General features: G+C 71.2%; 27 protein-coding genes and 1 tRNA gene. 8 read left to right on the top strand and 20 right to left on the bottom strand.

Annotated features, from left to right (window positions below; translation table 11 throughout):
- Positions 1-47 precede the first annotated feature (47 nt).
- The 4 genes from ACFYQ6_RS27295 to ACFYQ6_RS27280 form a co-directional block, all read right to left on the bottom strand.
- Positions 48-257, bottom strand: a complete 210-nt coding sequence (locus ACFYQ6_RS27295) for a hypothetical protein (protein WP_277333412.1) — start codon at positions 255-257, stop codon at positions 48-50.
- A gap of 86 nt (positions 258-343) precedes the next feature.
- On the bottom strand, positions 344-1228 hold the full coding sequence (locus ACFYQ6_RS27290; RefSeq protein WP_388765404.1) for an SDR family oxidoreductase: 885 nt from the start codon (positions 1226-1228) through the stop codon (positions 344-346).
- A complete protein-coding gene (locus tag ACFYQ6_RS27285) occupies positions 1225-2175 on the bottom strand; it encodes an alpha/beta fold hydrolase (RefSeq protein ID WP_388765402.1) in 951 nt (316 codons plus the stop codon). Before ACFYQ6_RS27285 ends, ACFYQ6_RS27290 begins: the two co-directional genes overlap by 4 nt.
- On the bottom strand, positions 2172-3692 hold the full coding sequence (locus ACFYQ6_RS27280; protein ID WP_361575385.1) for an NAD(P)/FAD-dependent oxidoreductase: 1521 nt from the start codon (positions 3690-3692) through the stop codon (positions 2172-2174). Before ACFYQ6_RS27280 ends, ACFYQ6_RS27285 begins: the two co-directional genes overlap by 4 nt.
- A 169-nt stretch (positions 3693-3861) precedes the next feature.
- Here ACFYQ6_RS27280 and ACFYQ6_RS27275 point away from each other — a divergent pair, with 169 nt between their 5' ends.
- Positions 3862-4482, top strand: a complete 621-nt coding sequence (locus ACFYQ6_RS27275; RefSeq protein WP_361575786.1) for a MerR family transcriptional regulator — start codon at positions 3862-3864, stop codon at positions 4480-4482.
- 31 nt (positions 4483-4513) lie between these two features.
- Here ACFYQ6_RS27275 and ACFYQ6_RS27270 read toward each other — a convergent pair whose 3' ends face one another.
- Positions 4514-5329: an exodeoxyribonuclease III gene (locus ACFYQ6_RS27270; protein ID WP_388765399.1), complete on the bottom strand. Its 816-nt coding sequence runs from the start codon at positions 5327-5329 to the stop codon at positions 4514-4516.
- 49 nt (positions 5330-5378) lie between these two features.
- Between ACFYQ6_RS27270 and ACFYQ6_RS27265 the strand changes: the two genes are divergently transcribed.
- Complete coding sequence (locus tag ACFYQ6_RS27265; protein WP_361575391.1) at positions 5379-5855, top strand: GNAT family N-acetyltransferase; 477 nt, start codon at positions 5379-5381, stop codon at positions 5853-5855.
- Between the two features lie 7 nt (positions 5856-5862).
- Here ACFYQ6_RS27265 and ACFYQ6_RS27260 read toward each other — a convergent pair whose 3' ends face one another.
- From ACFYQ6_RS27260 to galU, 10 genes are all read right to left on the bottom strand, one after another.
- Positions 5863-6648: an SAM-dependent methyltransferase gene (locus tag ACFYQ6_RS27260; RefSeq protein ID WP_388765397.1), complete on the bottom strand. Its 786-nt coding sequence runs from the start codon at positions 6646-6648 to the stop codon at positions 5863-5865.
- A 364-nt stretch (positions 6649-7012) separates the two neighbouring features.
- Positions 7013-7171, bottom strand: coding sequence for a hypothetical protein (locus tag ACFYQ6_RS27255; RefSeq protein ID WP_388765395.1), 159 nt, complete (start codon positions 7169-7171; stop codon positions 7013-7015).
- Between the two features lie 99 nt (positions 7172-7270).
- Positions 7271-8086: an alpha/beta fold hydrolase gene (locus ACFYQ6_RS27250; protein ID WP_388765393.1), complete on the bottom strand. Its 816-nt coding sequence runs from the start codon at positions 8084-8086 to the stop codon at positions 7271-7273.
- Positions 8087-8231: 145 nt separating this feature from the next.
- Positions 8232-8305: transfer RNA gene (locus ACFYQ6_RS27245), tRNA-Ala, on the bottom strand.
- 87 nt (positions 8306-8392) lie between these two features.
- Complete coding sequence (gene glpR, locus ACFYQ6_RS27240) at positions 8393-9532, bottom strand: gephyrin-like molybdotransferase receptor GlpR (RefSeq protein WP_361575403.1); 1140 nt, start codon at positions 9530-9532, stop codon at positions 8393-8395.
- Between the two features lie 124 nt (positions 9533-9656).
- Positions 9657-10286 (bottom strand): GNAT family protein, encoded by a 630-nt coding sequence (locus tag ACFYQ6_RS27235; RefSeq protein WP_361575406.1) that lies wholly within the window; start codon positions 10284-10286, stop codon positions 9657-9659.
- A gap of 17 nt (positions 10287-10303) precedes the next feature.
- A complete protein-coding gene (locus tag ACFYQ6_RS27230; RefSeq protein ID WP_361575409.1) occupies positions 10304-10828 on the bottom strand; it encodes a MogA/MoaB family molybdenum cofactor biosynthesis protein in 525 nt (174 codons plus the stop codon).
- A complete protein-coding gene (gene moaC / locus ACFYQ6_RS27225) occupies positions 10825-11325 on the bottom strand; it encodes a cyclic pyranopterin monophosphate synthase MoaC (protein ID WP_356742268.1) in 501 nt (166 codons plus the stop codon). Before moaC ends, ACFYQ6_RS27230 begins: the two co-directional genes overlap by 4 nt.
- Positions 11326-11451: 126 nt before the next feature.
- On the bottom strand, positions 11452-12807 hold the full coding sequence (glp, locus tag ACFYQ6_RS27220; protein ID WP_361575414.1) for a gephyrin-like molybdotransferase Glp: 1356 nt from the start codon (positions 12805-12807) through the stop codon (positions 11452-11454).
- A gap of 4 nt (positions 12808-12811) precedes the next feature.
- Positions 12812-13714, bottom strand: a complete 903-nt coding sequence (gene galU / locus ACFYQ6_RS27215) for a UTP--glucose-1-phosphate uridylyltransferase GalU (RefSeq protein ID WP_361575417.1) — start codon at positions 13712-13714, stop codon at positions 12812-12814.
- Positions 13715-13820: 106 nt separating this feature from the next.
- On the opposite strand from galU, the gene ACFYQ6_RS27210 reads away from it, so the two are divergent.
- Positions 13821-14411 carry a 5-formyltetrahydrofolate cyclo-ligase gene (locus ACFYQ6_RS27210; protein ID WP_361575419.1) on the top strand — a complete coding sequence of 197 codons (591 nt, stop codon included), beginning with the start codon at positions 13821-13823 and terminating at the stop codon, positions 14409-14411.
- On the opposite strand, the gene ACFYQ6_RS27205 is transcribed toward ACFYQ6_RS27210, so the two are convergent.
- Positions 14398-17142 carry a penicillin acylase family protein gene (locus ACFYQ6_RS27205; RefSeq protein ID WP_388765389.1) on the bottom strand — a complete coding sequence of 915 codons (2745 nt, stop codon included), beginning with the start codon at positions 17140-17142 and terminating at the stop codon, positions 14398-14400. The two genes, ACFYQ6_RS27210 and ACFYQ6_RS27205, sit on opposite strands and share 14 nt — an antisense overlap.
- Before the next feature lie 277 nt (positions 17143-17419).
- On the opposite strand from ACFYQ6_RS27205, the gene ACFYQ6_RS27200 reads away from it, so the two are divergent.
- From ACFYQ6_RS27200 to ACFYQ6_RS27180, 5 genes are all read left to right on the top strand, one after another.
- The gene (locus tag ACFYQ6_RS27200) at positions 17420-18973 is read left to right on the top strand and encodes a potassium/proton antiporter (protein WP_361575425.1); all 1554 of its coding nucleotides are present in this window, start codon (positions 17420-17422) and stop codon (positions 18971-18973) included.
- A gap of 557 nt (positions 18974-19530) precedes the next feature.
- Positions 19531-20811 (top strand): MFS transporter, encoded by a 1281-nt coding sequence (locus tag ACFYQ6_RS27195; RefSeq protein ID WP_361575428.1) that lies wholly within the window; start codon positions 19531-19533, stop codon positions 20809-20811.
- 66 nt (positions 20812-20877) lie between these two features.
- Complete coding sequence (locus ACFYQ6_RS27190) at positions 20878-21219, top strand: FmdB family zinc ribbon protein (protein ID WP_361575431.1); 342 nt, start codon at positions 20878-20880, stop codon at positions 21217-21219.
- Between the two features lie 88 nt (positions 21220-21307).
- Positions 21308-22156: an S-methyl-5'-thioadenosine phosphorylase gene (locus ACFYQ6_RS27185; protein ID WP_361575434.1), complete on the top strand. Its 849-nt coding sequence runs from the start codon at positions 21308-21310 to the stop codon at positions 22154-22156.
- 315 nt (positions 22157-22471) lie between these two features.
- Complete coding sequence (locus ACFYQ6_RS27180; RefSeq protein ID WP_361575437.1) at positions 22472-23029, top strand: RcpC/CpaB family pilus assembly protein; 558 nt, start codon at positions 22472-22474, stop codon at positions 23027-23029.
- Between the two features lie 261 nt (positions 23030-23290).
- Here the strand turns inward: ACFYQ6_RS27180 and ACFYQ6_RS27175 are convergent, their stop codons facing one another.
- Genes ACFYQ6_RS27175 through ACFYQ6_RS27160 form a run of 4 tightly spaced genes read right to left on the bottom strand, consistent with a single transcriptional unit; the run spans position 23291 to position 25280 of the window.
- Positions 23291-23518, bottom strand: coding sequence for a hypothetical protein (locus ACFYQ6_RS27175; protein ID WP_388765386.1), 228 nt, complete (start codon positions 23516-23518; stop codon positions 23291-23293).
- Between the two features lie 21 nt (positions 23519-23539).
- The gene (locus ACFYQ6_RS27170; protein ID WP_361575443.1) at positions 23540-23944 is read right to left on the bottom strand and encodes a hypothetical protein; all 405 of its coding nucleotides are present in this window, start codon (positions 23942-23944) and stop codon (positions 23540-23542) included.
- On the bottom strand, positions 23941-24681 hold the full coding sequence (locus ACFYQ6_RS27165) for a ubiquinol-cytochrome c reductase iron-sulfur subunit (protein ID WP_388765384.1): 741 nt from the start codon (positions 24679-24681) through the stop codon (positions 23941-23943). Before ACFYQ6_RS27165 ends, ACFYQ6_RS27170 begins: the two co-directional genes overlap by 4 nt.
- Positions 24678-25280 carry a 4Fe-4S dicluster domain-containing protein gene (locus tag ACFYQ6_RS27160; RefSeq protein WP_145809174.1) on the bottom strand — a complete coding sequence of 201 codons (603 nt, stop codon included), beginning with the start codon at positions 25278-25280 and terminating at the stop codon, positions 24678-24680. Before ACFYQ6_RS27160 ends, ACFYQ6_RS27165 begins: the two co-directional genes overlap by 4 nt.
- Between the last annotated feature and the right edge of the window lie 6 nt (positions 25281-25286).

Below are 25286 nucleotides of genomic sequence, written 5' to 3'. Positions count from 1 at the left end.
GCAACCGGGTACGCCCCAACAGACCGCGAAGCTAGGCGCGTCGGCCGTCAGCGCTCGGAGCGCTCACGGGCCTGCTCACCGGCATCGCGCGCCCGGTCCCGCGCCTCGGGCCGACGGCCCTGCGCCTGGTCCTGGGCACGGTCCGGGCGGCCGGCGGAGCGCTCGCGCGCCTCGGGCCGCTTGCCGCCGGCCTTCTGCTGCTTGGCCTGGTCGGCGAGCTCCTGCGCCTTGTCCTTGAACTGGTCTGCGATACCCATGCTGTTCACTCCTATGTGGGTGCGTGGGGTCGGCCCCGGTGGGGCCTCGCTCAGACTTACACACCCGGACATTCACCGCATTTCGATCATCCGCCCTGGACGCGCTCCGCCTGGTCGGCCCGTCCTCCGGCCCCCACGAGCCCCTTGCCGACGCCGTCGAGCCGGGGCCCGAACCGCTTCATCTCGCGCTGCCCCACGGTCCCTATCACCGTCGGCAGGTACCCCCGGATCGACTGCATCCCGCGCAGCCACCACTGGGCGTACACGTGCGCGGAGCGCCGTTCGATCCCGGCCACGATCCTGTCGACCGCCGGACCCAGGGGGTATGTACGGTTCGTCGGCCACGGCAGCCGCTGCCGCAACTCCCGCATGACGTCGTCCTCGTCGGCGCCGCGCACCATGTCGGTGTCGGTCCAGGACAGGTAGCCGACCCCCACCTTCACGCCCTTGTAGCCGACCTCCCCGCGCAGACAGTGGGCGAACGCCTCCACGCCGGACTTGGACGCGCAGTACGCGCTCATCATCGGCGCCGGGGTGATCGCGGCCAGCGACGCTATCTGGAGGAAGTAGCCGCGGCTCTCCATCAGCACCGGCAGGAACGCACGCGCGGTCACCGCGCCGCCTATCAGGTTCACCTCGATGACCCGCCGCCACGCCTCCGGGTCCGAGTCCACGAGCGGACCACCGGTGGCGACACCGGCGTTGGCGACGACGACGTCGACCTTCCCGAAACGCGCCTTGACCTCTTCGGCGACCCGGCTCATCGCCACCTGGTCGGTGACGTCCGCGTGCCAGTGGTCGCTCTCGGAGTGCAGCCGCTCCGAGACCTTCTTCAGCTCGTCCGGTTCCAGGCCGACGAGCGCCAGCGTGGCGCCCCGCGCCGAGAGTTTGCGGGCCAGCAGTTCACCCACTCCCCTCGCCGCACCGGTGACGACGACGACCTGGCCTTCGAGACTCCGCCTGCCGCTCATGCGACCTCCTCCTCGCTCACGGCTTCCGCCGTGCTGCCCGCGCCTTCAACAGTGACGTACGAGGCCACGAGCTCGCGGAGCTTCGCCGTGACCACCTCGGGTGCCTCGACCGGCGTCATGTGGCCCATGCCCGCCAGTTCGGTGAGCCCGAGGCTCTGCGGCAGCGCCGCTGCGATGGCCCTCGCGTGCACGGGCGGCGTCAGCCGGTCCTGCGTGCCCGCGATCACCGCGGTCGGCAGCCGCAGCTCCCGTACCCGTGCCTCGAGGTCGAGCTCCCCGAGCACGTGCCCCCAGGCGACGCGTGCGCTGCGCGGACACGCATGCACGATCCTGGCACAGACGTCGACACGATCCGGGGCCGAACCACGCCCCATCGTCGCGTACTTGAGGATGACCTTGGAGACCGCCGTGACCGGTCCGAGCGGTGCGCGCGCCGCGAGGACCGCGGCCGTCATCCGGGTGCGCAGGGCGCCCGCCCTGATCGGCAGCACCAGCGACTCGGCGGTCAGCCGCGAGCTGCCCGTGCTGCACAGCAGCACGGCCGCCCCGTGTTCCCGCACGGCCGCCCGGCCGGCAGCCGCCATCAGCGTCATCCCGCCCATGGAGTGCCCGCCGAGGACGGCCTTCTGCCCGGGTTCGAGCGTGGCCTTCAGTACCGCCTCCAGGTCGTCGGCCAGCGCGCGCGTGCTGTAGCCGCCGGGCCCGGCCTCGGGCGAACGGCCGTGCCCTCGCTGGTCGTAGACGACGACGCGGTGATCCACCGCCAGGTCACGCACCTGGGCGTCCCAGAAGCGGGTGTTGCAGGTCCAGCCGTGGGCCAGGACCACGGCGGGCGCACCCTCTGGGCCGTGCAGTTCGACGTGGACGCGCGAGCCGTCCGCGGAGACGACGCTCAGTTCGCGTACGGGCACCGGCGGGATGTCCCGGAGCTGTGTCAGCCGGCTCATCGTGCGGCCTCCTCGGGCACGGCCCGCGTGGCGGAGTGGGTGGAGGGGGCCCGGACGACCTCGTACTCGCCCAGGTCGACCGAGCGGGTGGCGCGGCGGAACTCGGCCGTCGTACCCGGCCAGACGGTGGTGTTGCGCCCGTTGGCGTCGAGGTACCAGCTGGTGCAGCCGCCGGTGTTCCAGACGGTCCGCTTCATCCTGTCCTGGACTCGGCGGTTCCACGCGCCGACGGCGGAGGGCCGCGCGTCGAGTGCGGCGCGCCCGCCCAGGACGTCCAGCTGGCGCAGGTAGTCGGCCATGTAGTTCAGCTGGGACTCGATCATGAGGATCATGGAGGAGTTGCCGAGCCCGGTGTTGGGGCCGATGATCGTCATCCAGTTGGGGAAGCCGGCGGCGGTCGCACCGCGCAGCGCCTGCATCTCGTCCTTCCAGGACTCGGCGAGCGTGATGCCGTCGGCGCCGACGACCCGGTCGGCGATCGGCATGTCCGTCACGTGGAAGCCGGTGCCGAGGATGATCACGTCGGCCTCGGTCTCCGTGCCGTCCGACCCGACAAGGGTGGAGCCGCGTACCTCGGACAGGCCGGCGGCGACCACGTCCACATTCGGCCGGGCGAGCGCCGGGTAGTAGGCGTTGGAGAGCAGGATGCGCTTGCAGCCGATGCGGTACGAGGGAGTGAGCTTGGCCCGCAGCGCGGGGTCCTTGATCGCCCGCGCCATGTTCGCCTTGGCTATCGACTCGACGAGACCGAGCTGGTCGGGGTGCTTGGTGAAGGCGCCGACCTGCAACTCACGGATGCCCCAGAGGAGTCCGCGACGGGCGGTGGCCGTGACGGGCAGCGTGCGGTGCAGCCACTTCTCGGCCTTGCTGATGGCGCGGTCCATACGCGGCATCACCCACGGCGGGGTCCGCTGGAAGAGGGTGAGCCGGCCGGCCTTCGGCTGGATCTCCGGGACGATCTGGATCGCGGAGGCGCCGGTGCCGATCATCGCGACGCGCTTGCCGCTCAGGTCGTAGTCGTGGTCCCACTGCGCGGAGTGGAAGACCTTGCCCGGGAAATCGGCCAGCCCCGGGATGTCCGGGAGCTTCGGATCGGAGAGCGGACCGGTGGCGGACACGACCGCGTCGGCGGTGACCGTGGAGCCGTCGGCCGTCTCGATCACCCAGTGCAGTTCGTCGTTGTCCCAGCGCATGACGGTGACTTCGTGGTTCAGCCTGATGTGCGGCCGCAGCCCGAAGGTGTCGGCGACGTGCTCCAGATAGGCGCGGATGTGCTGCTGCCCGGAGAAGGTGCGCGGCCACTCGGGATTGGGCGCGAAGGAGAAGGAGTACAGGTGGGAGGGTACGTCGCAGGCGCAGCCCGGGTAGCTGTTGTCCCGCCAGGTGCCTCCGACGGCTCCGGCCCGTTCGAGGACCAGGAAGTCGGTGATCCCTTCGCGGCGGAGCCGGACAGCGGCTCCGAGGCCGCCGAATCCGGATCCGATCACCGCCACTCGTACGTGCTCGTGCTGGGCCATGCTGCCGCCTCCCCGCGGTACGTCACGCGACTCTGCCAGCAATCACTGGCATTGTTGGGAGGGTAGAGCAGCTCCGTACTGATGGGTAGGGGGCGGGGCAAGGAAAGTTACCGGCGGTACAACATAGGGTGCGGGTGTGGCTGAAGGACGCGAGCACCGCGAGTACCGCATGGAGGAGCTGGCCGAGGAGGCCGGCATCACCGTGCGCACCCTGCGCTTCTACCGGGAGCGCGGACTGATCCAGCCGCCCCGCCGCGAGGGCCGTATCGCCTGGTACGACGACCACCACCTGGCCCGGCTGCGCACGATCACCGGGCTGCTGGACCGCGGCCACACCCTCAACGGCATCGCCGACCTCGCCAGCACCTTCGAGAGCGGCCGGGACGTCGCCGAGGTGCTCGGCCTGGGTGAACCCACCGAGGAGACCCCGGTCCGGCTCACACCCGAGCAACTGGCCGACTACTTCCAGGACCAGGCCACGGCGGAGAACCTCGCCGCGGCCATGGAGCTCGGCTACCTCGGCACCGACGGCGAGGAGATCGTCCACATCAGCCGCCGCCTGCTGGAGGCCTCGTCCGAACTCGTACGGGCCGGCGTTCCGCTCGACGCCGTACTCGCGTCGGGCCGCCAGGTCCGCGAGCACGCCGACGCCCTCGCCGACCTCTTCGTGCGCGTCCTGCGCACCCACACCGCGCAGTCCGAGCCGGACCAGTTGCGCACGCTGGCCCAGGCGGTGGTGGACGCGGAGCTGTCCATGGCCCTGGACCGCCGGCTGCGCGAGGAGCCCTGACCGCCGCGTCACCCAGGCGGGCGCGGGCCCCTCAGCGCTCGTACGTGACCGTCACCGGCGCGTGGTCGCTCCACCGCTCGCCGTGCGTGGCGGCGCGCTCCACCCAGGCCTTGACCGCCCGGCCGGCGAGACCGGGGGTCGCCACCTGGTAGTCGATCCGCCAGCCCGCGTCGTTGTCGAAGGCCCGGCCGCGGTAGGACCACCAGGAGTACGGCCCCTCCTGGTCCGGGTGCAGCGCGCGGACCACGTCCACGTACTCCGCCTCGTCGAACACCCGGGTCAGCCACTCCCGCTCCTCGGGGAGGAAGCCGGAGCTCTTCCTGTTGGACTTCCAGTTCTTGAGGTCGGCCTCACGGTGCGCGATGTTCCAGTCACCGCAGACGACGACTTCGCGCCCCTCGGCGGCGGCCCGCACCTTCAGCCCCTGGAGATAGGGAAGGAAGGCCGCCATGAAGCGCTCCTTCTCCTCCTGCCGCTCGGTGCCGACCTCACCCGAGGGCAGGTACAGGCTGGCGACCGTCACGCCCGGGAGATCCACCTCGACGTAACGGCCGGCCGTGTCGAACTCCTCACAGCCCGGGACCTCGAACCCGCCGAACCCGATCTGCACACGCTCCGGCGCGTGCCGTGTGAAGAGGGCGACTCCCGCACGCCCCTTGGCGGCGGCGGGGGCGTACACGACGTGCCAACCCGCGGGCTCACGCACCTCTTCGGGGAGCTGCTGCACTTCGGCGCGGACTTCCTGGAGGCAGATCACATCGGCCTCGGTCTGCCCCAGCCACTCGACGAAGCCCTTCTTCGCGGCGGCACGGAGCCCGTTCACATTGATGGAGGTAACGGTCAGCATCCCGGTACAGTACCTACATGCAGGCGTGCATACTTGTACCATGACTCGCATGACTATCCAGCCTCGGCCTTTCGACCACCCCGACGCCGTCAAACTCAACGACCAGGTGCAGCTCGAATATGCCGAGCGCTACGGGGACGAGGGCGACATCACACCGCTCGACGCCACCATGTTCGACCCGCCTCGCGGACTGTACCTGCTCGCCTACGACGAACAGGACCGCCCGGTGGCCACGGGTGGCTGGCGCAGCCAGGAGCGGAACGACGAGGGCTACTCGGACGGCGACGCCGAGATCAAGCGGATGTTCGTGGTCCCGGAGGGCCGTGGCCGAGGCCTGGCGCGCCGCATCCTCGCCACGCTGGAGGCCGACGCCCGCGCTGCGGGCCGCACCCGCATGGTCCTGGAGACCGGCGACCAGCAGCCCGAGGCGATCGCGCTGTACACGTCGAGCGGCTACGCGCCCTGCCCCAAGTTCGGCCACTACCGCACGTACGACAGCAGCATCTGCATGGCCAAGCCGCTGTGACGGCCGCCTACGGCACGCGCGCCACGCCCACGTGGAACCCGCTCCGCTCGTACACCGGCGCGGGCTCCTCCTGATACCACTCGGGTGCCGTGACCAGCCCGGGCGGGACGAGCTCCAGTCCGTCGAAGAACGGCTCGACCTCCTCGCGGGTCCGCATCCGCAGCGCGATGGCGCCCTTGCTGTACGCGGACTCGGTCTCCTGCTTCAGCTCGGGGTGCTGATCCGCCGTCCCGTGGGACAGGACGAGGTGACTCCCCGACGACAGCGCCGCGACCAGCCTGCGGGTGATGCCGTACGGATCCTGGTCGTCCGGCAGGAAGTGCATCAGCGCGATGAGGGACAGCGCGACCGGCCTGGTGAAGTCCAGGAGTTCCGCCGCGCGTTCGAGGATCGCCTCGGGCTGCCGCACATCCGCGTGGATGTAGCCGGTCGCACCCTCGGGGCTGCTCACCAGGAGTGCTTCCGCGTGGCGCAGGACGATGGGGTCGTTGTCGGCGTACACGATCCGGGCGTGCGGGGTGACGGCCTGGACGATCTGGTGGAGATTCGGCGCGGTGGGGATGCCCGTACCGATGTCCAGGAACTGGTCGACGCCCCGGCGGGCCAGCCAGGCCGCGGCCCGGTGCATGAACGCCCTGTTCCGCGCCGCGTTGGCCCGCGCCTCGGCGGGCAGCTTCTCGCCGACCGCCTGGTCCACCGGATAGTTGTCCTTGCCGCCGAGCAGCCAGTCGTAGACACGCGCGGGGTGCGGCTTGCCGGTGTCGATCCGGGAGCTGGGTGTTCCGGCTGTCACAGGGCGCCCTCCAGGCGAATTCGCGAACAGGCGGTCCCGCGCGCCTGAGGCACGCCCGATCACTGTCAACCACGGTCATCACGGCGGCCGATGCGCGAGGACGGACCAGGCTACCGGGTGCCCGGCCGGACCCGCCGGGCCCAGGCGGCCCGGTGCCCGCCCCGGCTGGGGGCGGCGGGTCAGCCCGTCAGGCCGTCAGGTCGTCAGGCCGTCAGGCCGTCAGGCCGTCAGCCCCTCAGGCCCAGGCCGTCAGCCCGTCAGCCGAAGCTCATGTCCGCGTACGGGTCGGGCTCGCCCGTGTAGGAATCCACCCCTGCGTCCCAGCAGCGCTGCTGCTCGTGCCGGTGGACGAAGTGCGGACCCGTCACCCCCAGAGGGACAGATCGCTCAGGGGGCACTCCTCGAACTCATCGGCGAACAGCCGCCGCGGGAACTCCGCCATCCCGCAGCCGTAGACCCTCCAGTGCGGCGAACCGTGCCGTTCCCACACGATCACCGGCCAGGCGTCCGGACGGTCGCCCACGCGGAGCCGCCCGACTCCGAGCTCTTCGAGGGCAAGCTGTCCGGCGCCACCGGCAAGGCCGGCGGGTGCGCCCCGGTGACGGCGAGGAGCGGGCGCGGTTCAGCCGCCGGCGGTCACCCGGGTGGCCAGGAAGTCCAGCAGCGCGGCGTTGAAGAGCTCGGGCTGTTCGACGCCGGGCAGATGCCCCGCCTTCTCGATCACGGTCAGGGACGCCGCCGGCACCAGCCGGAGCATCGCCTCCGCGTCCGCGACGGGCGTGTAGGCGTCGTCCGCCCCCACGACGATCCACACCGGCACCCGGACGCCGGCCAACGTGTCCCGGTAGTCCGGCCGTTCGGCCCTTCCCCGCAGTGCGGCGGCGGCGCCGCGGGGGTCGGTGGCCCGCATCATGGCCAGGACACGCGCGGCGACGTCCGGCATGGCCTCCACGTTGTACGCCGCGAGCATCTTGTGGATCGCTCCCGTCGCATAGCCGTCCATGCCCTCGGCGAGCAGTTCGTCCGCCACTTGGTTGCGAAACGCCTTGCCCTCGTCGGTCTCGGCCCGGGCGGAGGTGTCGGACAGGACGAGAGCGCGTACCCGCCCCGGGTGACGGAGCTGCAGCTCCATCGCGATCTGCCCGCCCATGGAGACACCGCCGACCACCGCCCGCTCGATGCCCACGTGGTCCAGGAGCGCGGCCAGGTCGTCGGCGAAGTCGGCGAGGAAGACCTTGCCCGGAGTGACTCCGCTGCGGCCGTACCCGCGCAGGTCGGGGGTGACGACCCGGTACCCGGCTCCCGTCAGGGCATCGGCCTGGGGCGCCCACATCGTGCGGTCGAAGGGATGGCCGTGGATCAGGAGGACCGGCACCCCGGCCGCGGGCCCGAGGTCGTCGTACTCGATCGTGGCGCCACGCAGGGCCAAGGCAGTCATGCCGCGCACCCTAACCTGCGTGACCGGCGGGAACGCAGACGGTTTTCGGCTGATCACCGGGGCGGTCACGCCCCTGCCTCCGCCCGCTCCAAAAAGCAGAGATCCCGCCCGATCGAGACGATCGGACGGGATCTCATGTGTGCGGTGGACCTGTGGGGATTTGAACCCCAGACCCCCTCGATGCGAACGAGGTGCGCTACCAGACTGCGCCACAGGCCCTTGCAACGAGTGAAACTCTAGCACCCTCATCGGGGTGCTCGGAAATCCGTATCCCGGCAGGTCACCGAGCCGGGTTCGCCGACGGTCTCACTCGTTGGCCGCGCGCGGCCGGTCCTCGTCGTCGTACTGGTCGAAGAGGGGCGTCCGGCCGCGGTCGCGGGTACGCCTGGGAGGGGTCACGCGGCGGCGCGGGGCCGGGTCGGCGTCGGGCTCCGCGGAGTCCGTGGAACCGGTGCGGGTGGGCTCGGCCGGGCTGGAGCGGGCCGCGCTCCAGGTCTCCGGGTCGCCGACCTCCACCCCGCCCGTGGCGCGCGGGGCGACCGGGGCGGTGACGTACGTCGGGAGCGGGACCGGGACCGGCTCCCAGCTGTCGCCCTGCGCCGGGCCGCGTTCGCGCTGCTGGTCCACCCACTCGGCGTGGTCCGTCTGCTCGACCAGGGCGCGACGGCCGGCCTCCTGCGGGGAGACCGTGGGAGCGGGCGCGGGCGCTTCGGGCTCCTCGTCGGGCTCGGCGGGAGCCGACGCCGCGGGCTGGTTCCTGCGCGGGCGGTTCTCGCGCAGCCTCTGCGCGGCGACCTCGGCACGGCGCCGGTCCATCGTGAAGACGAACCGGCGGCGCTCCTGGGACCGCAGATGCACGATGTACGTGCTCAGCAGCACCGCGGGAACGGCGGGCGCCCACAGGAAGCGGAGACCGCCGACCGCCGCGACGACCGCGCCCAGCGTGAACGCCATGAACAGGACGGTGGTCGTACGCCGGCGGCGCGCCAGGACCTGCGACCGCTGTCGCCGCTCCCGTTCGGACTCGGCGCCGGAGGGCCGCCGGGCGGGCGCCGGCCGGGCAGGCCGGTCGTGCGCCCGCTGCTGGTCCGACCGTTCGAGCGCCGGGTCGCGCAACCGGGCTTCCGTATGTGCCGGAGGCGCGGAAAAGGCCCGGACGTCGACGGACTCCATTCGGTCCGTGACGGCATCCGGGTCCACGTCGCCAGGCGCCTGCTCGGCATCCCGCTCCCGCAGCTCCTTGGCGTAACGGCGCTCCATGGCCGCCCGTCCGGACAGCAGCCGGATGGCGGTGCTGAAGCGTTCCGTCGGACGGGCTTCATTGAGCTCGTCCTGCCTGCGGAGCCACATCGGCACCAAGTAGGCGGCCCAGGCCCCGACGATGACTGCGTAGATCAGGCCGCTGCTGCTCACGCTCACACCGTAGAGGGGTTTGCACGGCAGCATCCGCCAATTGGCCCGGTGTGTCGCACGATCCAGCTGATATGACGGACTTTTTTTGCGATTGTTCGGGTCAACTGTCGACGGAAGTGGGATCGATTACCGTCGTAGAGCTATCAAATTCGAACACTTATTTTATTTCCCCGGGTGCACGTGGCGTATCCGGTGTACCCGGCCGCACCCTGCGCCAACGCCGCAGGAGCCCGTCGGGCACCTCCTCGGCGGTGAGGGCGTAGATCAGGTGGTCACGCCAGGCGCCGTCGATGTGCAGATAGCGCGGACGCAGCCCTTCCGAGCGGAATCCGAGTTTCTCCACGACCCTCCGGCTGGGGGCGTTCTCGGGTCGAATGCAGACCTCGATCCGGTGCAGCCCCACGGTACGGAAGCAGTGGTCGACGGCGAGCGCCACGGCGGTCGGCATGACCCCGCGTCCCGCCACGCTCCGGTCGACCCAGTAACCGACGTGGCCTGAGCACATCGAGCCCCAGGTGATGCCGGCCACCGTCAACTGCCCCACCAGACGCCCTTCGTACTCGATCGCGAAGGGCAGCATCCGGCCCGCGTTCGCCTCGGCACGCAGGTGACGGATCATCTGACGGTAGGTGGGACGCCGGGCCACGGGGCCGCCGGGGGCGGGCGGCGGGACGGTCGCCTCCCAGGGGCGCAGCCAGTCCCGGTTACGCCGGTTGACCTCGCGCCACACGCTCTGGTCGCGCAGCTTTATCGGCCGGAGGGTGACGGCGCCGTCGGTCAGGATCACCGGCCAGGTCCGGACGTTCAGCTCGGGCTCCCCGGTCGGGGGTGGTCGCCACCGCGCAACTGGTCGACGGCGTGCACCAGAAGTCTGCTCAGGACGGCGAGGCCGTCGCGCACGCCACCCGTCGAACCGGGGAGGTTCACGATGAGGGTGCGGTCCGCGACACCCGCGAGGCCCCGGGAGAGCGCGGCGGTGGGGACCTTGTCCCGGCCCTCGGCGCGGATCGCCTCGGCAATGCCCGGGATCTCGCGGTCCAGGACCCGGCGGGTGGCCTCGGGCGTGCGGTCGGTGGGCGAGATGCCCGTACCTCCCGTGGTGACGATCACGTCGTATCCGGCCGCCGTACCGGCCCGCAGAGCGGCCTCGACCGGGTCGCCGTCCGGGACGACCTGGGGGCCCTCGACGGTGAATCCCAGGCCGCTGAGCGCCTCGGCGATGACCGGGCCGCCCTTGTCGGCGTACACACCGGCCGACGCACGGTTGGACGCGGTCACGACCAGGGCCCGGTAGGCCTCCGGCGTCGGGGTACTGCCGGGGGCGCTCATGCGTGCGTCCCCTCCTGCGCGGGACGCCGGTAGTCGCCGGACTTGCCGCCGGACTTCGCCTCGACGCGTACGTCCGTGATGACCGCGCTCTTGTCGACCGCCTTCACCATGTCGATCACCGTGAGCGCGGCGACCGACACGGCGGTCAAGGCCTCCATCTCGACCCCCGTACGGTCGGTCGTCTTCACCGTGGCCAGGATCTCCACGGCGTCGTCGGCGACACTCAGGTCCACCTTCACGCCGGAGACGGCGAGGGGGTGGCAGAGCGGGATCAGGTCGGGGGTGCGCTTGGCACCCATGATCCCGGCGATCCGCGCGGTGGCGAGCGCGTCGCCCTTGGGGACGCCCTCGCCTCTGAGGAGTTCGACGACACGCGGGGACACGAGGACCCGGCCGCTCGCCCGGGCAACGCGCGCCGTGACGTCCTTCTCCGACACGTCGACCATGCGGGCCGCGCCCGCCTCGTCGATGTGCGTCAGCCTGTTCTGCGTACTCAACTCACTCCGCCTAGCGGTAGGGCGCCGGTTGCCCGCACGTCCCGCGTGAGAGCGCGGTCCGTGGGGCCCGGGGGGCTTCCCCCGGTAAGGCACAGCGCCAGATACCGTACCGCCACGGCGTGGCAGTCAGCGGAGGAGGATCACCTCGGTCCGCGTGCCGGGCTCGGCGGAGGTGACGTCCTCGGGCAGCACGATCAGCGCGTCGGCCTGGGCGAGCGCGGCGATCAGATGCGATCCCGCTCCCCCGACCGGAGTCACCGTCCCCGCCTCGGCGTCGTACGTCCCGCGCAGGAACTGACGCTTGCCGGGCGGCGAGGAGAGCGCGGCGTCCGCCGTGAGCGTGGCCCGGACCCGGGGGCGGTGGACGTCGGGCAGGCCCATCAGCGTCAGGATCGCCGGGCGGACGAACAGCTCGAAGGAGACGTACGAGGAAACCGGATTCCCGGGCAGCGCCATCAGCGGCGTGTGGTCGGGGCCGATCGAGCCGAAGCCCTGCGGCTTGCCCGGCTGCATGGCGAGCTTGCGGAAGTCGACACCCCCGCCGGTGCGGCTCGCACCGACGCCACCCTCGTCATCGGCGGGCCCGTCACCGGCGAAATCGTCCCCCACGGAGGACAGCGCCTCCTTGACCACGTCGTACGCCCCGACACTCACCCCGCCGGTGGTGACGACGATGTCCGCACGGATCAGCTGGTCCTCGATCGTGGCCCGGAGCGTCTCCGCGTCGTCGGCGACGGCGGGAACGCGGTAGGCGATCGCGCCCGCGTCCCGGGCCGCGGCCGTCAGCGCGAAGCTGTTCGAGTCGTAGATCTGGCCACCGGTCAGCTCCTCGCCCGGCTGCGCCAGCTCGCTCCCGGTCGAGAGCACGACGACACGCGGACGGGGCCGCACCTTCACCGTCGACCGGCCGATCGCGGCGAGCAGCCCGATCTGCGGCGGTCCGACGACGGAACCCGCCCGGAGCGCCAGGTCCCCCGGCCGCACGTCGCTGCCCTTGGCCCGGACGTGGGCACGCGGCTTCACGGGACGGTGTACGCGGACCTCGCCACTCGCCCCCTCCGGGGACTCGCTGTGCGCCCGCATCGCGGAGGCGGGGCCACCGCCCGTACCGCCGTCGGTCCACTCGACCGGGACGACGGCCTCGGCGCCCGCGGGCAGCGGGGCTCCGGTCATGATGCGAGCGGCCTCCCCGGGGCCGACGGACCGGCCCTCGGGCAGCCCGCCGTCACCCGCCGCGACGTCACCGATCACGGTGAGGACGGCGGGGAACTCCTCGGTGGCGCCCTCGACATCGGAGACCCGCACGGCGTACCCGTCCATCGAGCTGTTGTCGAAGGGCGGCAGGGCGACCCCCACCACGACGTCCTCGACCAGGACGCAGCCCTGGGCGTCGGGCAGCTGCAGCTCGATGGGCTCCAGCGGCCTCACCGCGGCGAGGATGTCGTCCAGGTGCTCGTCCACCGACCAGATCGTGCCGCTCAAGCTGTTACAACTCCTCGGTGACGTAACTGCGCAGCCAGGAACGGAAGTCCGGCCCCAGATCCTCACGTTCGCACGCGAGTCTGACAATGGCACGCAGATAGTCGCCTCGGTCACCGGTGTCATAGCGGCGGCCCTTGAAGACGACGCCGTGCACCGGGCCGCCGATCTTCTCGTCCTCGGCCAGCAGCTGGAGGGCGTCGGTGAGCTGGATCTCGCCACCGCGGCCGGGCTCGGTCCGGCGCAGTATGTCGAAGATCGCGGGGCCGAGGACGTAGCGGCCGATGACGGCGAGGTTGCTGGGCGCGTCGGCGGGGTCGGGCTTCTCCACCAGTCCGGTGACCCGCACGACATCGCCGTCGGCCGTGCTCTCGGTCGCCGCGCAGCCGTAGAGGTGGATCTGCGCGGGGTCGACCTCCATCAGGGCGACGACGCTGCCGCCCTCGCGCTCCTGCACCTCGACCATCCGGGCCAGCAACGGGTCGCGCGGGTCGATGAGGTCGTCACCGAGGAGGACGGCGAACGGCTGGTCGCCGACGTGCGGCGCGGCGCACAGAACGGCGTGACCCAGACCGCGCGGGTCTCCCTGGCGTACGTAGTGCATGGTGGCCAGGTCGCTGGACTCCTGGACCTTGGAGAGCCGTTCGGCGTCTCCCTTGCGGGTCAGCGCGGACTCCAGCTCGTAGTTCCGGTCGAAGTGGTCCTCCAGGGGACGCTTGTTCCGGCCGGTGATCATCAGCACGTCGGAAAGACCGGCCGCGACCGCCTCTTCGACGACATACTGGATGGCGGGCTTGTCGACGACAGGCAGCATCTCTTTGGGAGTGGCCTTGGTGGCCGGCAGGAACCGGGTGCCGAGACCTGCAGCTGGGATGACAGCTTTGCTGATCCTGGGGCGCGACTGAGTCATGCGCAGAACTCTAACCGGTGCCTATGGGCGGAAGATGAGCGTCCGGTTAACTTCGTTCTCATTCATCCACATATACGAGCTTTGCGAGCACCCGTTGAACCACGACATGTCCCAAAAGCCGAGGCTGCGGCGTGAACTGCTCGCCGCGCGAAGGCTCCTCACCTCGCAGGACGTGCGGCAGGCGGCCACGGTACTCGCCTCGGCCGCGCTGGATCTCCCCGAGCTGACGGGCGCCCGGACCGTGGCGGCCTACGTGTCCGTCGGGCGCGAGCCGGGGACCCACGTGCTCCTGGACGCTCTGCGCGCACGGGGCGTACGCGTCCTGCTGCCGGTGCTGATGGAGGACAACGACCTGGACTGGGCCGTGTTCGAGGGTGCGGAGCATCTCCTGCCCGCGGGCCGCGGGCTCCTTGAACCCGGCGGCGCCCGACTCGGGCCCCGGGCCGTCCTGGACGCGGACGCCGTCCTGCTGCCGGGACTGGCCGTGGACGGGCGCGGGATGCGGCTGGGACGTGGCGGCGGCAGCTACGACCGGGTACTGGCACGGCTCTCGGACGCCGGGGCCCACCCCGCCCTGATCGTCCTTCTCTACGACGACGAGGTGGTCGCGCGGGTTCCGGAGGAACCGCACGACCACCCCGTGGACGCCGTGGTCACGCCGGCCGGAGCGCGGCGCTTCCCCTCTAGGGCTTCTTGAGCGTGAGGGTGTCGACGGTCGACTCCTTCACCGCTTCGTCACCGAAGGACCAGTCGAGCAGTTCACCCTCGACCCACTTCTCGGTCTGATCGGTGTAGTGGGCGCTGAACGCGTGCCCGGAGGCGCCGCTGAGGTTGATCCAGCGGGACTTGTCCCAGTCCCCCACGTTGACGACCATCCGCATCGACGGCACCCAGATCACCTCGTAGCCGCCCGCCGCGTTCCAGCCGGTGGCGTTGACGGCCGCCTCACCGCCGCCGAGGTCCCAGGGGCCGCGGTTCAGCGCCCGCTGGAGCAGGTCGGGGCCCTCGGTACCGAGCGTCTGGTTGCGCAGGGTCAGCTGGTGCAGCCGGCCCCAGCTCCAGGTGGTGATGTCCTTGCCGAGCTCGGCAGTCAGCTCCCAGCGCGCGTCCTCCATGGCGCGGGCGAAGAGCTCGTCCCGGCTGTCGATGGCCTCCTCGCGGCCCTTGGCCGGGACCTTCCACCACTCGTTGTCCTGGTCGTCCAGGATGCTCTTGACCACCTCGTACCAGCGGTCGCCACCGTCGGGCTGCGCCGCGTCCGGGGCGCGCTGACCGCATTCCCGTACGAGCTTGTCCTGTTCGTCCACCGGTCCGGTGCCGGTGGCCGGCTCCACGTAGATGCAGTCGCCCTTGGCCCGCATCTCCTTGGGGAGCTTGTTCCCGAAGGCCAGCTTGAGGATGTTGCGCCAGACGCCGTTGAAGTACGCGGCGGCGGCGGAATCCGACTCCTGACTGAATTCCCAGCCTTCGAGGAGCTTCTGGGCCTCACGGACGCTCGGGTCGGAGATGGCGATCTTCTTCAGCTCCGGCACCAGCTTCGCCGCGATGGCGCTCTGGTTGTCCATCTGCATCGTCTGCATGTCGTCGGTGGAGATCTTCTCCCCGCCTTCGATCTTCGTCTTGATGAGGTCGTTGATCCGCTGGCTGCGGGCGCCGTATCCCCAGTCCTTGGTCAGCATGTGCTCGTAGCTGTCGTCGACGACGGCCTGGTTGGCGGTGACGATGTAGCCGCGCTCAGGGTTGTACTCGTACGGCAGTTCGTCGAACGGGATGGGCTTCTTCTCCCAGCCGTACTTGGAGCTCCAGCCGGGGCTGGGCATCGTGCCGTCGCCCTCCAGACGGACCGGGATCGTGCCGGGCGCCTGGTAGCCGATGTGGCCCTCGGTGTCGGCGTAGATGAGGTTCTGCGACGGCACAGCGAAGTCGGCGGCGGCCTTGCGGAAGCTCGTGAAGTCCTTCGCACGGTTGAGCTCGAAGACCGCGTCCATGGTCCTGCCGGGCTCCAGCGCGGTCCACTTCAGGGCGACCGCGTATCCGTCGCCCCGGTCGGGCGCGGAGTTGGTGACGGGGGCCTTCTTGCCGACCTTCTCCAGCTCACCGCTGCGGTCGGAGACGAGCGGGCCGTTGTTGGTCTCGCGGACCGTGATCTTCCGGCTCTTGCCGCCGGCGACCTTGATCGTCTCCTCGCGGGTGACGAAGGGCTCGGTCTTGCCGTCGTACTGGTAGCCGACGCCGGAGACCTTCTCCAGGAAGAGGTCCGTCACGTCGGCGCCGAGGTTGGTGAAGCCCCAGGCGATGTCCTGGTTGTGACCGATGACCACACCCGGCATCCCCGAGAACGTGTACCCGGCGGTGTCGTACTGACAGGTCGCCGAGAGCTGCCGGCAGTGCAGCCCCATCTGGTACCAGAGCGACGGGAGCTGCGGCGCGAGGTGCGGGTCGTTGGCCAGCAGCGGATCACCGGTCGTCGTGTGCTCGCCCGAGACGACCCAGGAGTTGGACCCGATCCCGTTGCCGTTGGGGCCGAGCAGCGCCGGGATCTCGTCGAGCGTGTCGGAGAGCGCGGAGAGCTGGGTGTTCAGGCCCTCGGTGGCGCCCTCGACGGTCTGGGAACCGACGCTCTCGGACGGCTCGGCATCGGGGTCGTACTTGCCGGTGGCCGGGGAGATCCCGCCCTGCTCGACGATCGTCTCGTGCTTGTCGAACGGATAGCCCGGGTAGAGGTCCTCGATCTGGTCCTCACTGAGCCTGCTGGTCATCAGCGAGCGGTCGATCTCGTCCTGCATGTTGCCGCGCAGGTCCCAGGCCATCGCCTTCAGCCAGGCGACCGAGTCGACGGGGGTCCACTCGGCGGGCTTGTAGTCGTTGGTGAGGCCGAGCGCCGCGTACTCGACGGAGATGTCCTTGCCGTCCTTGCCGTCCAGATACGCGTTCACCCCGTCCGCGTACGCCTGGAGGTTCTTCTTGGTGTCCTCGTCCAGGACGGTGTCGTACTCCTCCTGTGCGACCTTGCGCCACCCGAGGGTGCGCAGGAAGGCGTCGGTCTCGACCTGGCCCGAGCCGAACATCTCGGAGAGCCGGCCGGACGTCATGTGACGGCGTACGTCCATCTCCCAGAAGCGGTCCTGGGCCTGGACGAAGCCCTGGGCGCGGAAGAGGTCGCCGTCGGTGTCGGCGTAGATCTGCGGGATTCCGTACTCGTCGCGTCTGACGTCGACGTCGCCGGTCAGACCCTTCAGGTCGATCGACCCGGTGGTCTGCGGGTACGAGGCCCGGACGGTGGATACGGACCAGAACGCGCCGTACCCGACACCCGCGACAAGCGCCAGCACCAGGACGAGCACGAACAGGCGGGCGCGTCGCCCCTTCTTCCTGCCGGTCTTCTTCGCATCGGAAGACCCGGAAGGGGCGGTTGTGTTGGCGGGCATCGCTGTCCTTCGAGGGGCAGGGTGGTCCTGGGAGTGCAGGAGCAACCATAGGCGCCCCGCCGAAGCCACTCGGACGCGGTATGGGGATGCATCCATTTGCGCACCGGTTCGCACGAACACTCGAAGGCGTCAAGAAAACGTTAAAGATTAGGTAAGGTAACGAAGTACCGGCCGCCGGAGAACGATCCGGAAGGCGTACGCAGGGAAGGAACGGACCCTGACTGTCCACGCGCTCAACGAACTTCTGCTCGTCTGCTCTCTCGTCCTGCTGGTCGCCGTGGCGGCCGTACGCATCTCGTCCCGCAGCGGGCTCCCCAGCCTGCTCCTGTACCTCGGCATCGGCATCGCCATAGGGCAGGACGGCATCTTCGACGTCAAGTTCGACAACGCCGAGCTGACCCAGGTGATCGGCTACGCCGCCCTGGTCGTCATCCTGGCCGAGGGCGGGCTGGGCACGAAGTGGAAAGAAGTCAGACCCGCGCTGCCGGCGGCGGCGGTCCTGTCGACCGTGGGCGTGGGCATCAGCGTGGGCGTCACCGCGAGCGCGGCGCACTACCTGGTCGGACTGGACTGGCGTCAGGCACTGATCATCGGCGCCGTCGTCTCGTCGACCGACGCCGCGGCCGTCTTCTCCGTGCTGCGCAAGGTTCCGCTCCCTTCCCGGATCACCGGTGTCCTGGAGGCCGAATCCGGCTTCAACGACGCCCCCGTGGTGATCCTGGTGGTGGCGTTCTCCGCCGTCGGCCCCGTGGAGCACTGGTACGTGCTGGTGGGTGAGATAGCCCTGGAGCTGGCCATCGGCGCGGCGATCGGCCTCGCGGTGGGCTGGCTCGGCGCCTTCGGGCTGCGCCATGTGGCACTTCCCGCGTCCGGGCTCTACCCGATCGCCGTCATGGCCATCGCGGTCTCGGCGTACGCGACGGGCGCCATGGCCCACGGCAGTGGCTTCCTGGCCGTCTACCTGGCCGCGATGGTCCTGGGCAACTCCAAGCTTCCGCACTGGCCGGCCACCCGGGGCTTCGCCGACGGGCTCGGCTGGCTGGCACAGATCGGCATGTTCGTCCTGCTCGGCCTGCTGGTCACCCCGCACGACCTGATCGACGACTTCTGGCCCGCCGTGGTCGTCGGCCTGGTGCTGACCGCCGTGGCCCGGCCGCTGTCGGTCTTCATCAGCCTGGCGCCGTTCCGGCTGCCGCACCGCGAGAAGGCGCTGATGTCCTGGGCGGGGCTGCGTGGCGCCGTGCCCATCATCCTGGCGACCATCCCGATGGTGTCCGGGATCGAGGGGAGTACCAGGGTCTTCAACATCGTCTTCGTGCTCGTGATCGTCTACACGCTGATCCAGGGGCCGACACTGCCCTGGCTCGCGAGGGCCCTGAAGATCGGCGACGACCCGTCCGAGACCGCGGACCTCGGCATCGAGTCGGCGCCCCTGGAGCGCCTGCGCGGTCATCTGCTGTCCGTCGAGGTGCCCGGCAGGTCCAAGATGCACGGCGTTGAGGTCGCGGAGCTGCGGTTGCCCGCGGGAGCCGCGGTCACCCTCGTCGTTCGGGACGCCAAGAGCTTCGTCCCGGCGCCGTCGACCGTGCTGCGCCGAGGTGACGAACTGCTGGTCGTCGCCACGGACCCGGTCCGCGACGCGACGGAAGCCCGGCTGCGGGCGGTCGGCGAGGGCGGCAAGCTGGCCGGCTGGCTGGGGACCGGCGGCGCGAACGGCAAGGAGCAGCCCGGCACGCCGGAGCCGCCCCACATCGCGCGGCTCGCCAAGAGGCTGGGCAAGGGCGGCGACCGGCCGGCGGACAGGGCGCGCGACAGACGGGCGCACCACTGAGTGGCGGGACGGCCCTGGGGGCGGTCCTGGCGGGGGCCCTGGGGGCAGGTCCTGGCGGGGGCCCTGGGGGCAGGTCCTGGCGGGGGCCCTGGGGGCAGGTCCTGGCGGGGGCCCTGGGGACAGGTCCTGGCAGGGCCCTGGCGAGAGGGCCCCGGGGGCAGTTCCGGCGGATGCCCTGGGGACAGGTCCTGGCGGGGGGACCCCGCGGATGGGCCCTGCGGGTGACCCCTGCGGATGGGCGTACGTCGGCGCTCGGTGAGGCCGGCGGTCGGGCAGCAAACACAGGTCCGGAAGTGCAGGAACCTGTAACATGAAGGCCGGATCTCATGATCCGCTTGATTTCCACCCGATCGACCAATTCTGATCGACCAACTCTGCCTGACGCAGAGCTGGCGCGACCGTATGGCGGTCGTGGCGCCTTCGCCTCTGGAGCGAGCGCCCGGCATCTACCGCAGCCCGCGCGAAGAGGACAGCTCTCGGCAGCCCCCGCACGCCCCGCACTCCGGTGCGCGGACGCCCGGGGGGCACGGCCACCAGGCGGCAGAAAGGCAAGGACCGTGGCGACCACGGTCTCCGACCGCCCCGGTTACGGGCAGTTGCTGCGCACCCCGGGTGCGTGGACGTTCCTCCTCCCGGGCTTCGCCGCCCGGCAGCCCTTCGCGATGCTGACGATCGGCATCGTCCTGCTGGTTCAGCACACCACCGGTTCCTACGGAAGCGCCGGCGCCGTGGCGGCCGTCTCCGGCGTCTCGATGGCTTTGTTCGCGCCGCAGAGCGGCCGGCTCGCGGACCGGTTCGGGCAGCGTGCCGTACTGCTGCCCGGCGTCCTGGTGCACGCCGCATCCGTCGGTGTTCTCGCCGCACTCGCGCTGGCGCACGCCCCCTTGTGGGCGCTGTTCCTCGCCGCGGTGCCCACCGGGGCGTCCATCCCGCAGATCGGGCCGATGGTGCGGGCCCGCTGGGCCGCACTGCTGGGGGCCGCACCCGGGCGCCCCGCTTCCCCCCTGATGGCCACGGCCGCCGCCTTCGAGTCCGTCACGGACGAATTCACGTTCGTCGTCGGTCCCGTGCTCGCGACGGCGCTCTGCACCGGCGTGCACCCGGCGGCGGGGCTGATCGCCGAGGGAACTCTGACCCTGGTCGGCGGCCTCCTGTTCGCCGCGCGGCGCTCCACCCAGCCCGCTCCCCGCGACGCGTCCACGGCGGCCCAGCCGCACCGCTCGGCCCTGTCCGTTCCGGGGGTCCGGGTCCTGGCGATCGCCTTCCTGGGCATCGGCTCGGTCTTCGGCGGTATGCAGGTCTCCTTGACGGCGTTCGCCGAGGAGATCGGCCACCCCGGCGTGAACGGGCTGCTGTACGGGGTCTTCGCGGCCGGCAACATGCTGGCCGGCATCGCCTGCGGGGCCATCGCCTGGAAGAGCGGCCCGCGCCGTCGGCTGATCGTCGGATACGTGGCCCTGACCCTGACCGCGTCCGGGCTCTGGGCCGTGCATTCCGTGCCCCTGCTGGCCGGGCTCGGCCTGCTGGTCGGGCTCTGCATCGCGCCCGCCCTGATCAGCGGCTACACGCTGGTCGAGGCGCTGGTCCCGGCGTCGGCCAGGACCGAGGCCTTCACCTGGCTGACGGGCGCGGTGGCGCTCGGCCAGGCGGCGGCCGTCACGGTGGCGGGGCAGCTCGCGGACGCCCACGGCGCGAGCACCGGTTTCCTGGTCCCGCTGGGCGGTACCGCAGTGGCCCTGGCGACCCTCCTCACCCTGCGCTCGCGGCTGGCCCCGTGGTCCGCGGGGCGGACGGTGGCACGTGGGATCGGTCACCGCGAGCCGGTCACGGTGGACTGATCGCTCGGAATACGTCAGTATGGAGCGTCGTTAGCACTCATTGAGTGAGAGTGCCAGGAGGAGCAAGTGCCGACCTATCAGTACCAGTGCACCGAATGCGGCGAGGGCCTCGAAGCGGTGCAGAAGTTCACCGATGATGCCCTGACCGTGTGCCCGAACTGCGAGGGACGCCTGAAGAAGGTGTTCTCGGCCGTCGGCATCGTCTTCAAGGGATCCGGTTTCTACCGGAACGACAGCCGCGGCTCCTCGTCGAGCAGCACGCCGGCCACGTCGTCCTCCAAGACGTCCGACGCCTCCACGTCGTCCGCGTCGAAGACGGAATCGAAGCCGGCCGCCTCGGCGTCGTCCTCGTCCTCGTCTTCTTCCTCGGCGTCGTCCACGTCGTCGAGCGGTACGTCGGCCGCCTGAGGCAGCCCGCGCCGCCCACACGCTTCACCGGGTCCCCGCCGATCGGATCGGCGGGGTCCCGGTCGTGCGCGCCCGTTAGTGTGATCGCATGGTGAACGCAGAAACGGGCGCAGCGGAAATCGGTGTCATCGGCGGATCGGGCTTCTACTCCTTTCTGGAGGACGTGACCGAGGTCGAGGTGGACACCCCGTACGGGGCACCGAGCGACTCCGTCTTCCTGGGTGAACTCGCGGGCCGCCGGGTGGCCTTCCTCCCCCGCCATGGCCGCGGCCACCACCTCCCGCCGCACCGCATCAACTACCGCGCCAATCTGTGGGCCCTTCGGTCCGTCGGTGCGCGCCAGGTGCTGGGCCCGTGCGCGGTGGGCGGCCTGCGTCCGGAGTACGGACCGGGCACGCTGCTCGTACCGGACCAGATGGTCGACCGCACCAAGGCCCGCACCCAGACGTTCTACGACGGTGTGCCCCGCGCCGACGGCGCCGAGTCGAACGTCGTGCACCTCGGCTTCGCCGATCCGTACTGCCCCGAGGGGCGCAAGGCCGCCCTGGCCGCGGCACGCGGACGTGACTGGGAGCCCGTGGACGGCGGGACCCTGGTTGTCGTCGAGGGCCCTCGCTTCTCCACCCGCGCGGAGTCTCGCTGGCACGCGGCCATGGGCTGGTCGGTCGTCGGCATGACAGGGCACCCGGAGGCGGTCCTCGCCCGTGAACTGGAGCTCTGCTACACGACGCTGACGCTGGTGACGGACCTGGACGCGGGGGCCGAGGCCGGGGAGGGCGTCAACCACGCGGAGGTGCTGGAGGTCTTCGCGGAGAACGTGGACCGGCTGCGGACGGTGCTGTTCGACGCGGTGGCCGCGCTGCCCGCGAACGAGGACCGGGCGTGCGTGTGCCGGCACGCGCTGGACGGAATCGACACGGGGATCGAGCTGCCCTGACCGGGCTCGGCATCCGCACCACCTGGGTCGAGTGACTCGTACGGGTGGCCTGGTTTTCCACACCGCGGGAGTTGTCCACAGGGCCGGGCGGGATGTGCGCGGGTGATGCATCGTGAGGGGAGTTCGGCGGGGAATCCCGCGGAACTCCCCTCTTCCACATCCACCCTCACTTCGACGCACATCGCTCGACCGACGTCCCCACGACGTCCCTTGACGTACCTTGACGTCCCGGTGACGTCCTTCGACGTCCCTCGATGCCCCTCGACGTCCTCTCGACGTCCTTCGCCGACTACTCCACGGCAGGTGGTGCTGGCCATGTTCCCCCCGGTGTCCGATACACGTCCCGCCCCTCCCCCACCCTGCGGGGTCCCGCTCTTCGACCCGCTCAGAGTCCGCGGTGGCGGAGGGCAGCGGCTCCGGCGGGCACTGCGGGGACAGCGCCGCGCGCTGGCGGCGGGATTCGCGTTGGCCTCGGCCGTGCTCGCCGCGTCGGGGGTGGGCGGCGACAGAGGGGCGACGGCCGTCGCCGGGGGTGCGCCGCCGGGGCCGGAGCGCAGGACCGTGCGACTGGTGTCCGCTCCGGTGCGGATCGCCGACGCGGCCACGGTCGGGCTGCTGCGGCCCGGAGACCGCGTCGATGTGATCGCGGCGGTGGACGGGGACTCGGAAGCCCGAGTGGTGGCGCGCGACGTGCGCGTCGCGGAGGTGCCGCGGCAGAGGCGCCCCGAGGGCGCGTTCGCCGCGCCGGACGGCGGGGCGGTCACCGGCAGCGGGGCGCTGGTGGTCCTGTCCGTCGAGCGGAAGACCGCCACGGCTCTGGCCGGCGCGGGCGCCTCGGGACGGCTCGCGGTGGCGGTGTCCCATGCCGAGTAGCACAGCCGTCCTGGGAACTCACTCCCGGGAAGGATGGGAACTCACTCCCGGGAAGGACGGGAGTGGACAGGGCACGCCTCTGCCGCCTTGTGCGGCGGGGCAGTTGGCTCCCGGTCCGGCATGAACCGAGGAAGGCTCACGTGTGAGCGAGAAGAAGGTCGGTCTGCTGGAGGGCTTCAAAGCCTTCCTGATGCGCGGCAAGGACGAGCTGGTCGCCCAGCGGCGCCCGTCCTGAACGACCCGGCGCGAGACCGGCCTGGGTCAGATGTGGTGGGGCGGCTTCTCGTCCAGGAAGCGCGCCAGATCGCCCGCGCCGCCGCCGGCGGGAGCCCGCTCACCCCACCCCTGGTCCGTGTCGTCCGCGGACTGCCTGTCCAGCGGATCGTCGAAGATCAGAGCCGGCGGCTTGGGCCTGGGCTCCTGCGGCTGCTGCTCCTGCGGCTGCGGCGGCTTCGATTCTCGCGGTCCGGGGGCGGGGGCGGTACTCATACCTCCAGGGTACGGCCGCGTTCACCGGTCCTTCGGATCGATCAGCCACAGCCCCAGCACGACGAGGAACGACAGGCACAGGAAACCGGCGCCCCACCAGGCCGTGCCGGTGTCGCCCTCCATCCACACATTGACGACCTCGGTGAGCGCCCACAGCTGACCGATGACCACGCTCAGGGCCAGCACCAGCCGGGCCGTCAGCTTCGCGGAGCGCTCCGGCTCCTGCTCCGAGCCGGCCCCGGGCCCCGGGCCCGTGTGCCGTACTCGCGGATCGGCGTACCCGCTGGTGGGCCGGATCTGCGGATAGCGCTCGTGGACAGGGCGGTTCAGCTCGGCACGGGCGCTGCCCGGGTGATAGCCGGGATACACCGTCCCGGCGGGGTCGGGGGGCCTGGGCGGCTCGACCGGTTCCAGGGGCTCGGTCATGACGGTGTCCCGGTCGCCGTGGCGTCGTCGGATCCGCGTGGCTCACCCGCCGCCGAGGGCGCGGGGACGGCCGGACGTGCCGGTGCCGACGGCCCCTCCGCACCGCCGCCGGTGCCGGGGCAGCCGATCCGGGCGGCGAGATCCGGGCGGTCCTCGCCGAGCTGACGGCACAGCCCCGCCTCGACGCTCTCCCCGGACCGGGTGGTGCCGACGGCCCACACGCTGCCGTCGTCCAGCTCGGTCAGCACCACCTTGGGCAGTCCGCGAGGCGGCGGCCCGGCGGTGACCTCGCCGGTGCGGGCGTCGAAGACCCCTTCGTGGCACGGGCAGTAGAGCTCGCCCTCCGTGCCGCGGTCCTTGCGCCACAGCACCGCGCAGGCCAGGTGGGTGCAGACGGCGGAGTAACCGACGAGCGTGCCGTCGTCCATCCGCACGGCGACCGCCCGGTCCTCGTCCCCGGGGTAGCGGAAGGCGAGGGATTCACCGGGCAGCAGTTGCGCGGCGATCTGCTGCGGGGCGGGCGCCTTCCCGTCCTCCGTCTCGCCGTGACGGTGCAGGATCCCGCCCGCCACGGCCAGGCCGCCCACGGCGAGTCCGCCGGAGACGGTGGCCACGATCCGGAGGTAGTCCCTGCGGGTGGTGAGCGAGTCGGCGGCGATCCTGTCGTGCAACGCCTCGCGGGGATCGCTGCCCGCGTCGTGGTCGTGGCCCGGCTGCGGCTGTTCGGTGACGCTCATCGGCGGACGTCCTTCCCGTTGATCTCGACGACGGGAAGTCCGCCGGGTACGGGCCACTGGACCCGCTCCGCGGGCACGACCATGGCGACGCCGGTGCGGACCTCGCTCTCGCCGAAGACGAAGGTGTCGGCGACCTGCACTCCGGGGCGCTCCGCCTGGAGTTCCTCGACGGTGCCGTAGAAGAGGGCGCCGGTCGGGCAGACCGTGGCGCACATGGGGGCGAGACCGTAGGCCGTGCGGTCGTAGCAGAGGTTGCACTTCATCTGCAGCTTGGCCTGGAGGTCGATCTTCGGGACGCCGAAGGGACAGGCGTTGACGCAGTTGGCGCAGCCGATGCACCGGGTGGTGTCGGCCTGCTGCACGACGCCGTCGGCGGTGACCAGGATCGCGTCTGCCGGGCAGACCTCGGCGCAGGGGGCCACCGGGTCCTCGCAGTGCATGCAGACCGTGGGGAGGGAGGCGACGGAGGAACCCTCGTCGGTGTAGTCGAGGTGGATCATCGACTTGCCGCGGTGCGAGTCGCATTCCCGGCAGGCGGAGACACAGGCCTGGCAGCCGATGCAGCGCCCCGGGTCGATGAAGATCGTTCGGCCCATCATGCGGGC

Source organism: Streptomyces sp. NPDC005494, from assembly GCF_042872025.1.
GTDB lineage: Bacteria > Actinomycetota > Actinomycetes > Streptomycetales > Streptomycetaceae > Streptomyces.
This window is presented reverse-complemented; position numbering and strand designations above follow the sequence as displayed.

Coding starts and splice junctions, on each gene's coding strand:
- ACFYQ6_RS27295 (WP_277333412.1), bottom strand. CDS start 257: ATGGGTATCGCAGACCAGTTCAAGGACAAGGCGCAGGAGCTCGCCGAC.
- ACFYQ6_RS27290 (WP_388765404.1), bottom strand. CDS start 1,228: ATGAGCGGCAGGCGGAGTCTCGAAGGCCAGGTCGTCGTCGTCACCGGT.
- ACFYQ6_RS27285 (WP_388765402.1), bottom strand. CDS start 2,175: ATGAGCCGGCTGACACAGCTCCGGGACATCCCGCCGGTGCCCGTACGC.
- ACFYQ6_RS27280 (WP_361575385.1), bottom strand. CDS start 3,692: ATGGCCCAGCACGAGCACGTACGAGTGGCGGTGATCGGATCCGGATTC.
- ACFYQ6_RS27275 (WP_361575786.1), top strand. CDS start 3,862: ATGGAGGAGCTGGCCGAGGAGGCCGGCATCACCGTGCGCACCCTGCGC.
- ACFYQ6_RS27270 (WP_388765399.1), bottom strand. CDS start 5,329: ATGCTGACCGTTACCTCCATCAATGTGAACGGGCTCCGTGCCGCCGCG.
- ACFYQ6_RS27265 (WP_361575391.1), top strand. CDS start 5,379: ATGACTATCCAGCCTCGGCCTTTCGACCACCCCGACGCCGTCAAACTC.
- ACFYQ6_RS27250 (WP_388765393.1), bottom strand. CDS start 8,086: ATGACTGCCTTGGCCCTGCGTGGCGCCACGATCGAGTACGACGACCTC.
- glpR (WP_361575403.1), bottom strand. CDS start 9,532: ATGCTGCCGTGCAAACCCCTCTACGGTGTGAGCGTGAGCAGCAGCGGC.
- ACFYQ6_RS27230 (WP_361575409.1), bottom strand. CDS start 10,828: ATGAGCGCCCCCGGCAGTACCCCGACGCCGGAGGCCTACCGGGCCCTG.
- galU (WP_361575417.1), bottom strand. CDS start 13,714: ATGACTCAGTCGCGCCCCAGGATCAGCAAAGCTGTCATCCCAGCTGCA.
- ACFYQ6_RS27210 (WP_361575419.1), top strand. CDS start 13,821: ATGTCCCAAAAGCCGAGGCTGCGGCGTGAACTGCTCGCCGCGCGAAGG.
- ACFYQ6_RS27205 (WP_388765389.1), bottom strand. CDS start 17,142: ATGCCCGCCAACACAACCGCCCCTTCCGGGTCTTCCGATGCGAAGAAG.
- ACFYQ6_RS27185 (WP_361575434.1), top strand. CDS start 21,308: ATGGTGAACGCAGAAACGGGCGCAGCGGAAATCGGTGTCATCGGCGGA.
- ACFYQ6_RS27180 (WP_361575437.1), top strand. CDS start 22,472: ATGTTCCCCCCGGTGTCCGATACACGTCCCGCCCCTCCCCCACCCTGC.
- ACFYQ6_RS27175 (WP_388765386.1), bottom strand. CDS start 23,518: ATGAGTACCGCCCCCGCCCCCGGACCGCGAGAATCGAAGCCGCCGCAG.
- ACFYQ6_RS27170 (WP_361575443.1), bottom strand. CDS start 23,944: ATGACCGAGCCCCTGGAACCGGTCGAGCCGCCCAGGCCCCCCGACCCC.
- ACFYQ6_RS27165 (WP_388765384.1), bottom strand. CDS start 24,681: ATGAGCGTCACCGAACAGCCGCAGCCGGGCCACGACCACGACGCGGGC.
- ACFYQ6_RS27160 (WP_145809174.1), bottom strand. CDS start 25,280: ATGATGGGCCGAACGATCTTCATCGACCCGGGGCGCTGCATCGGCTGC.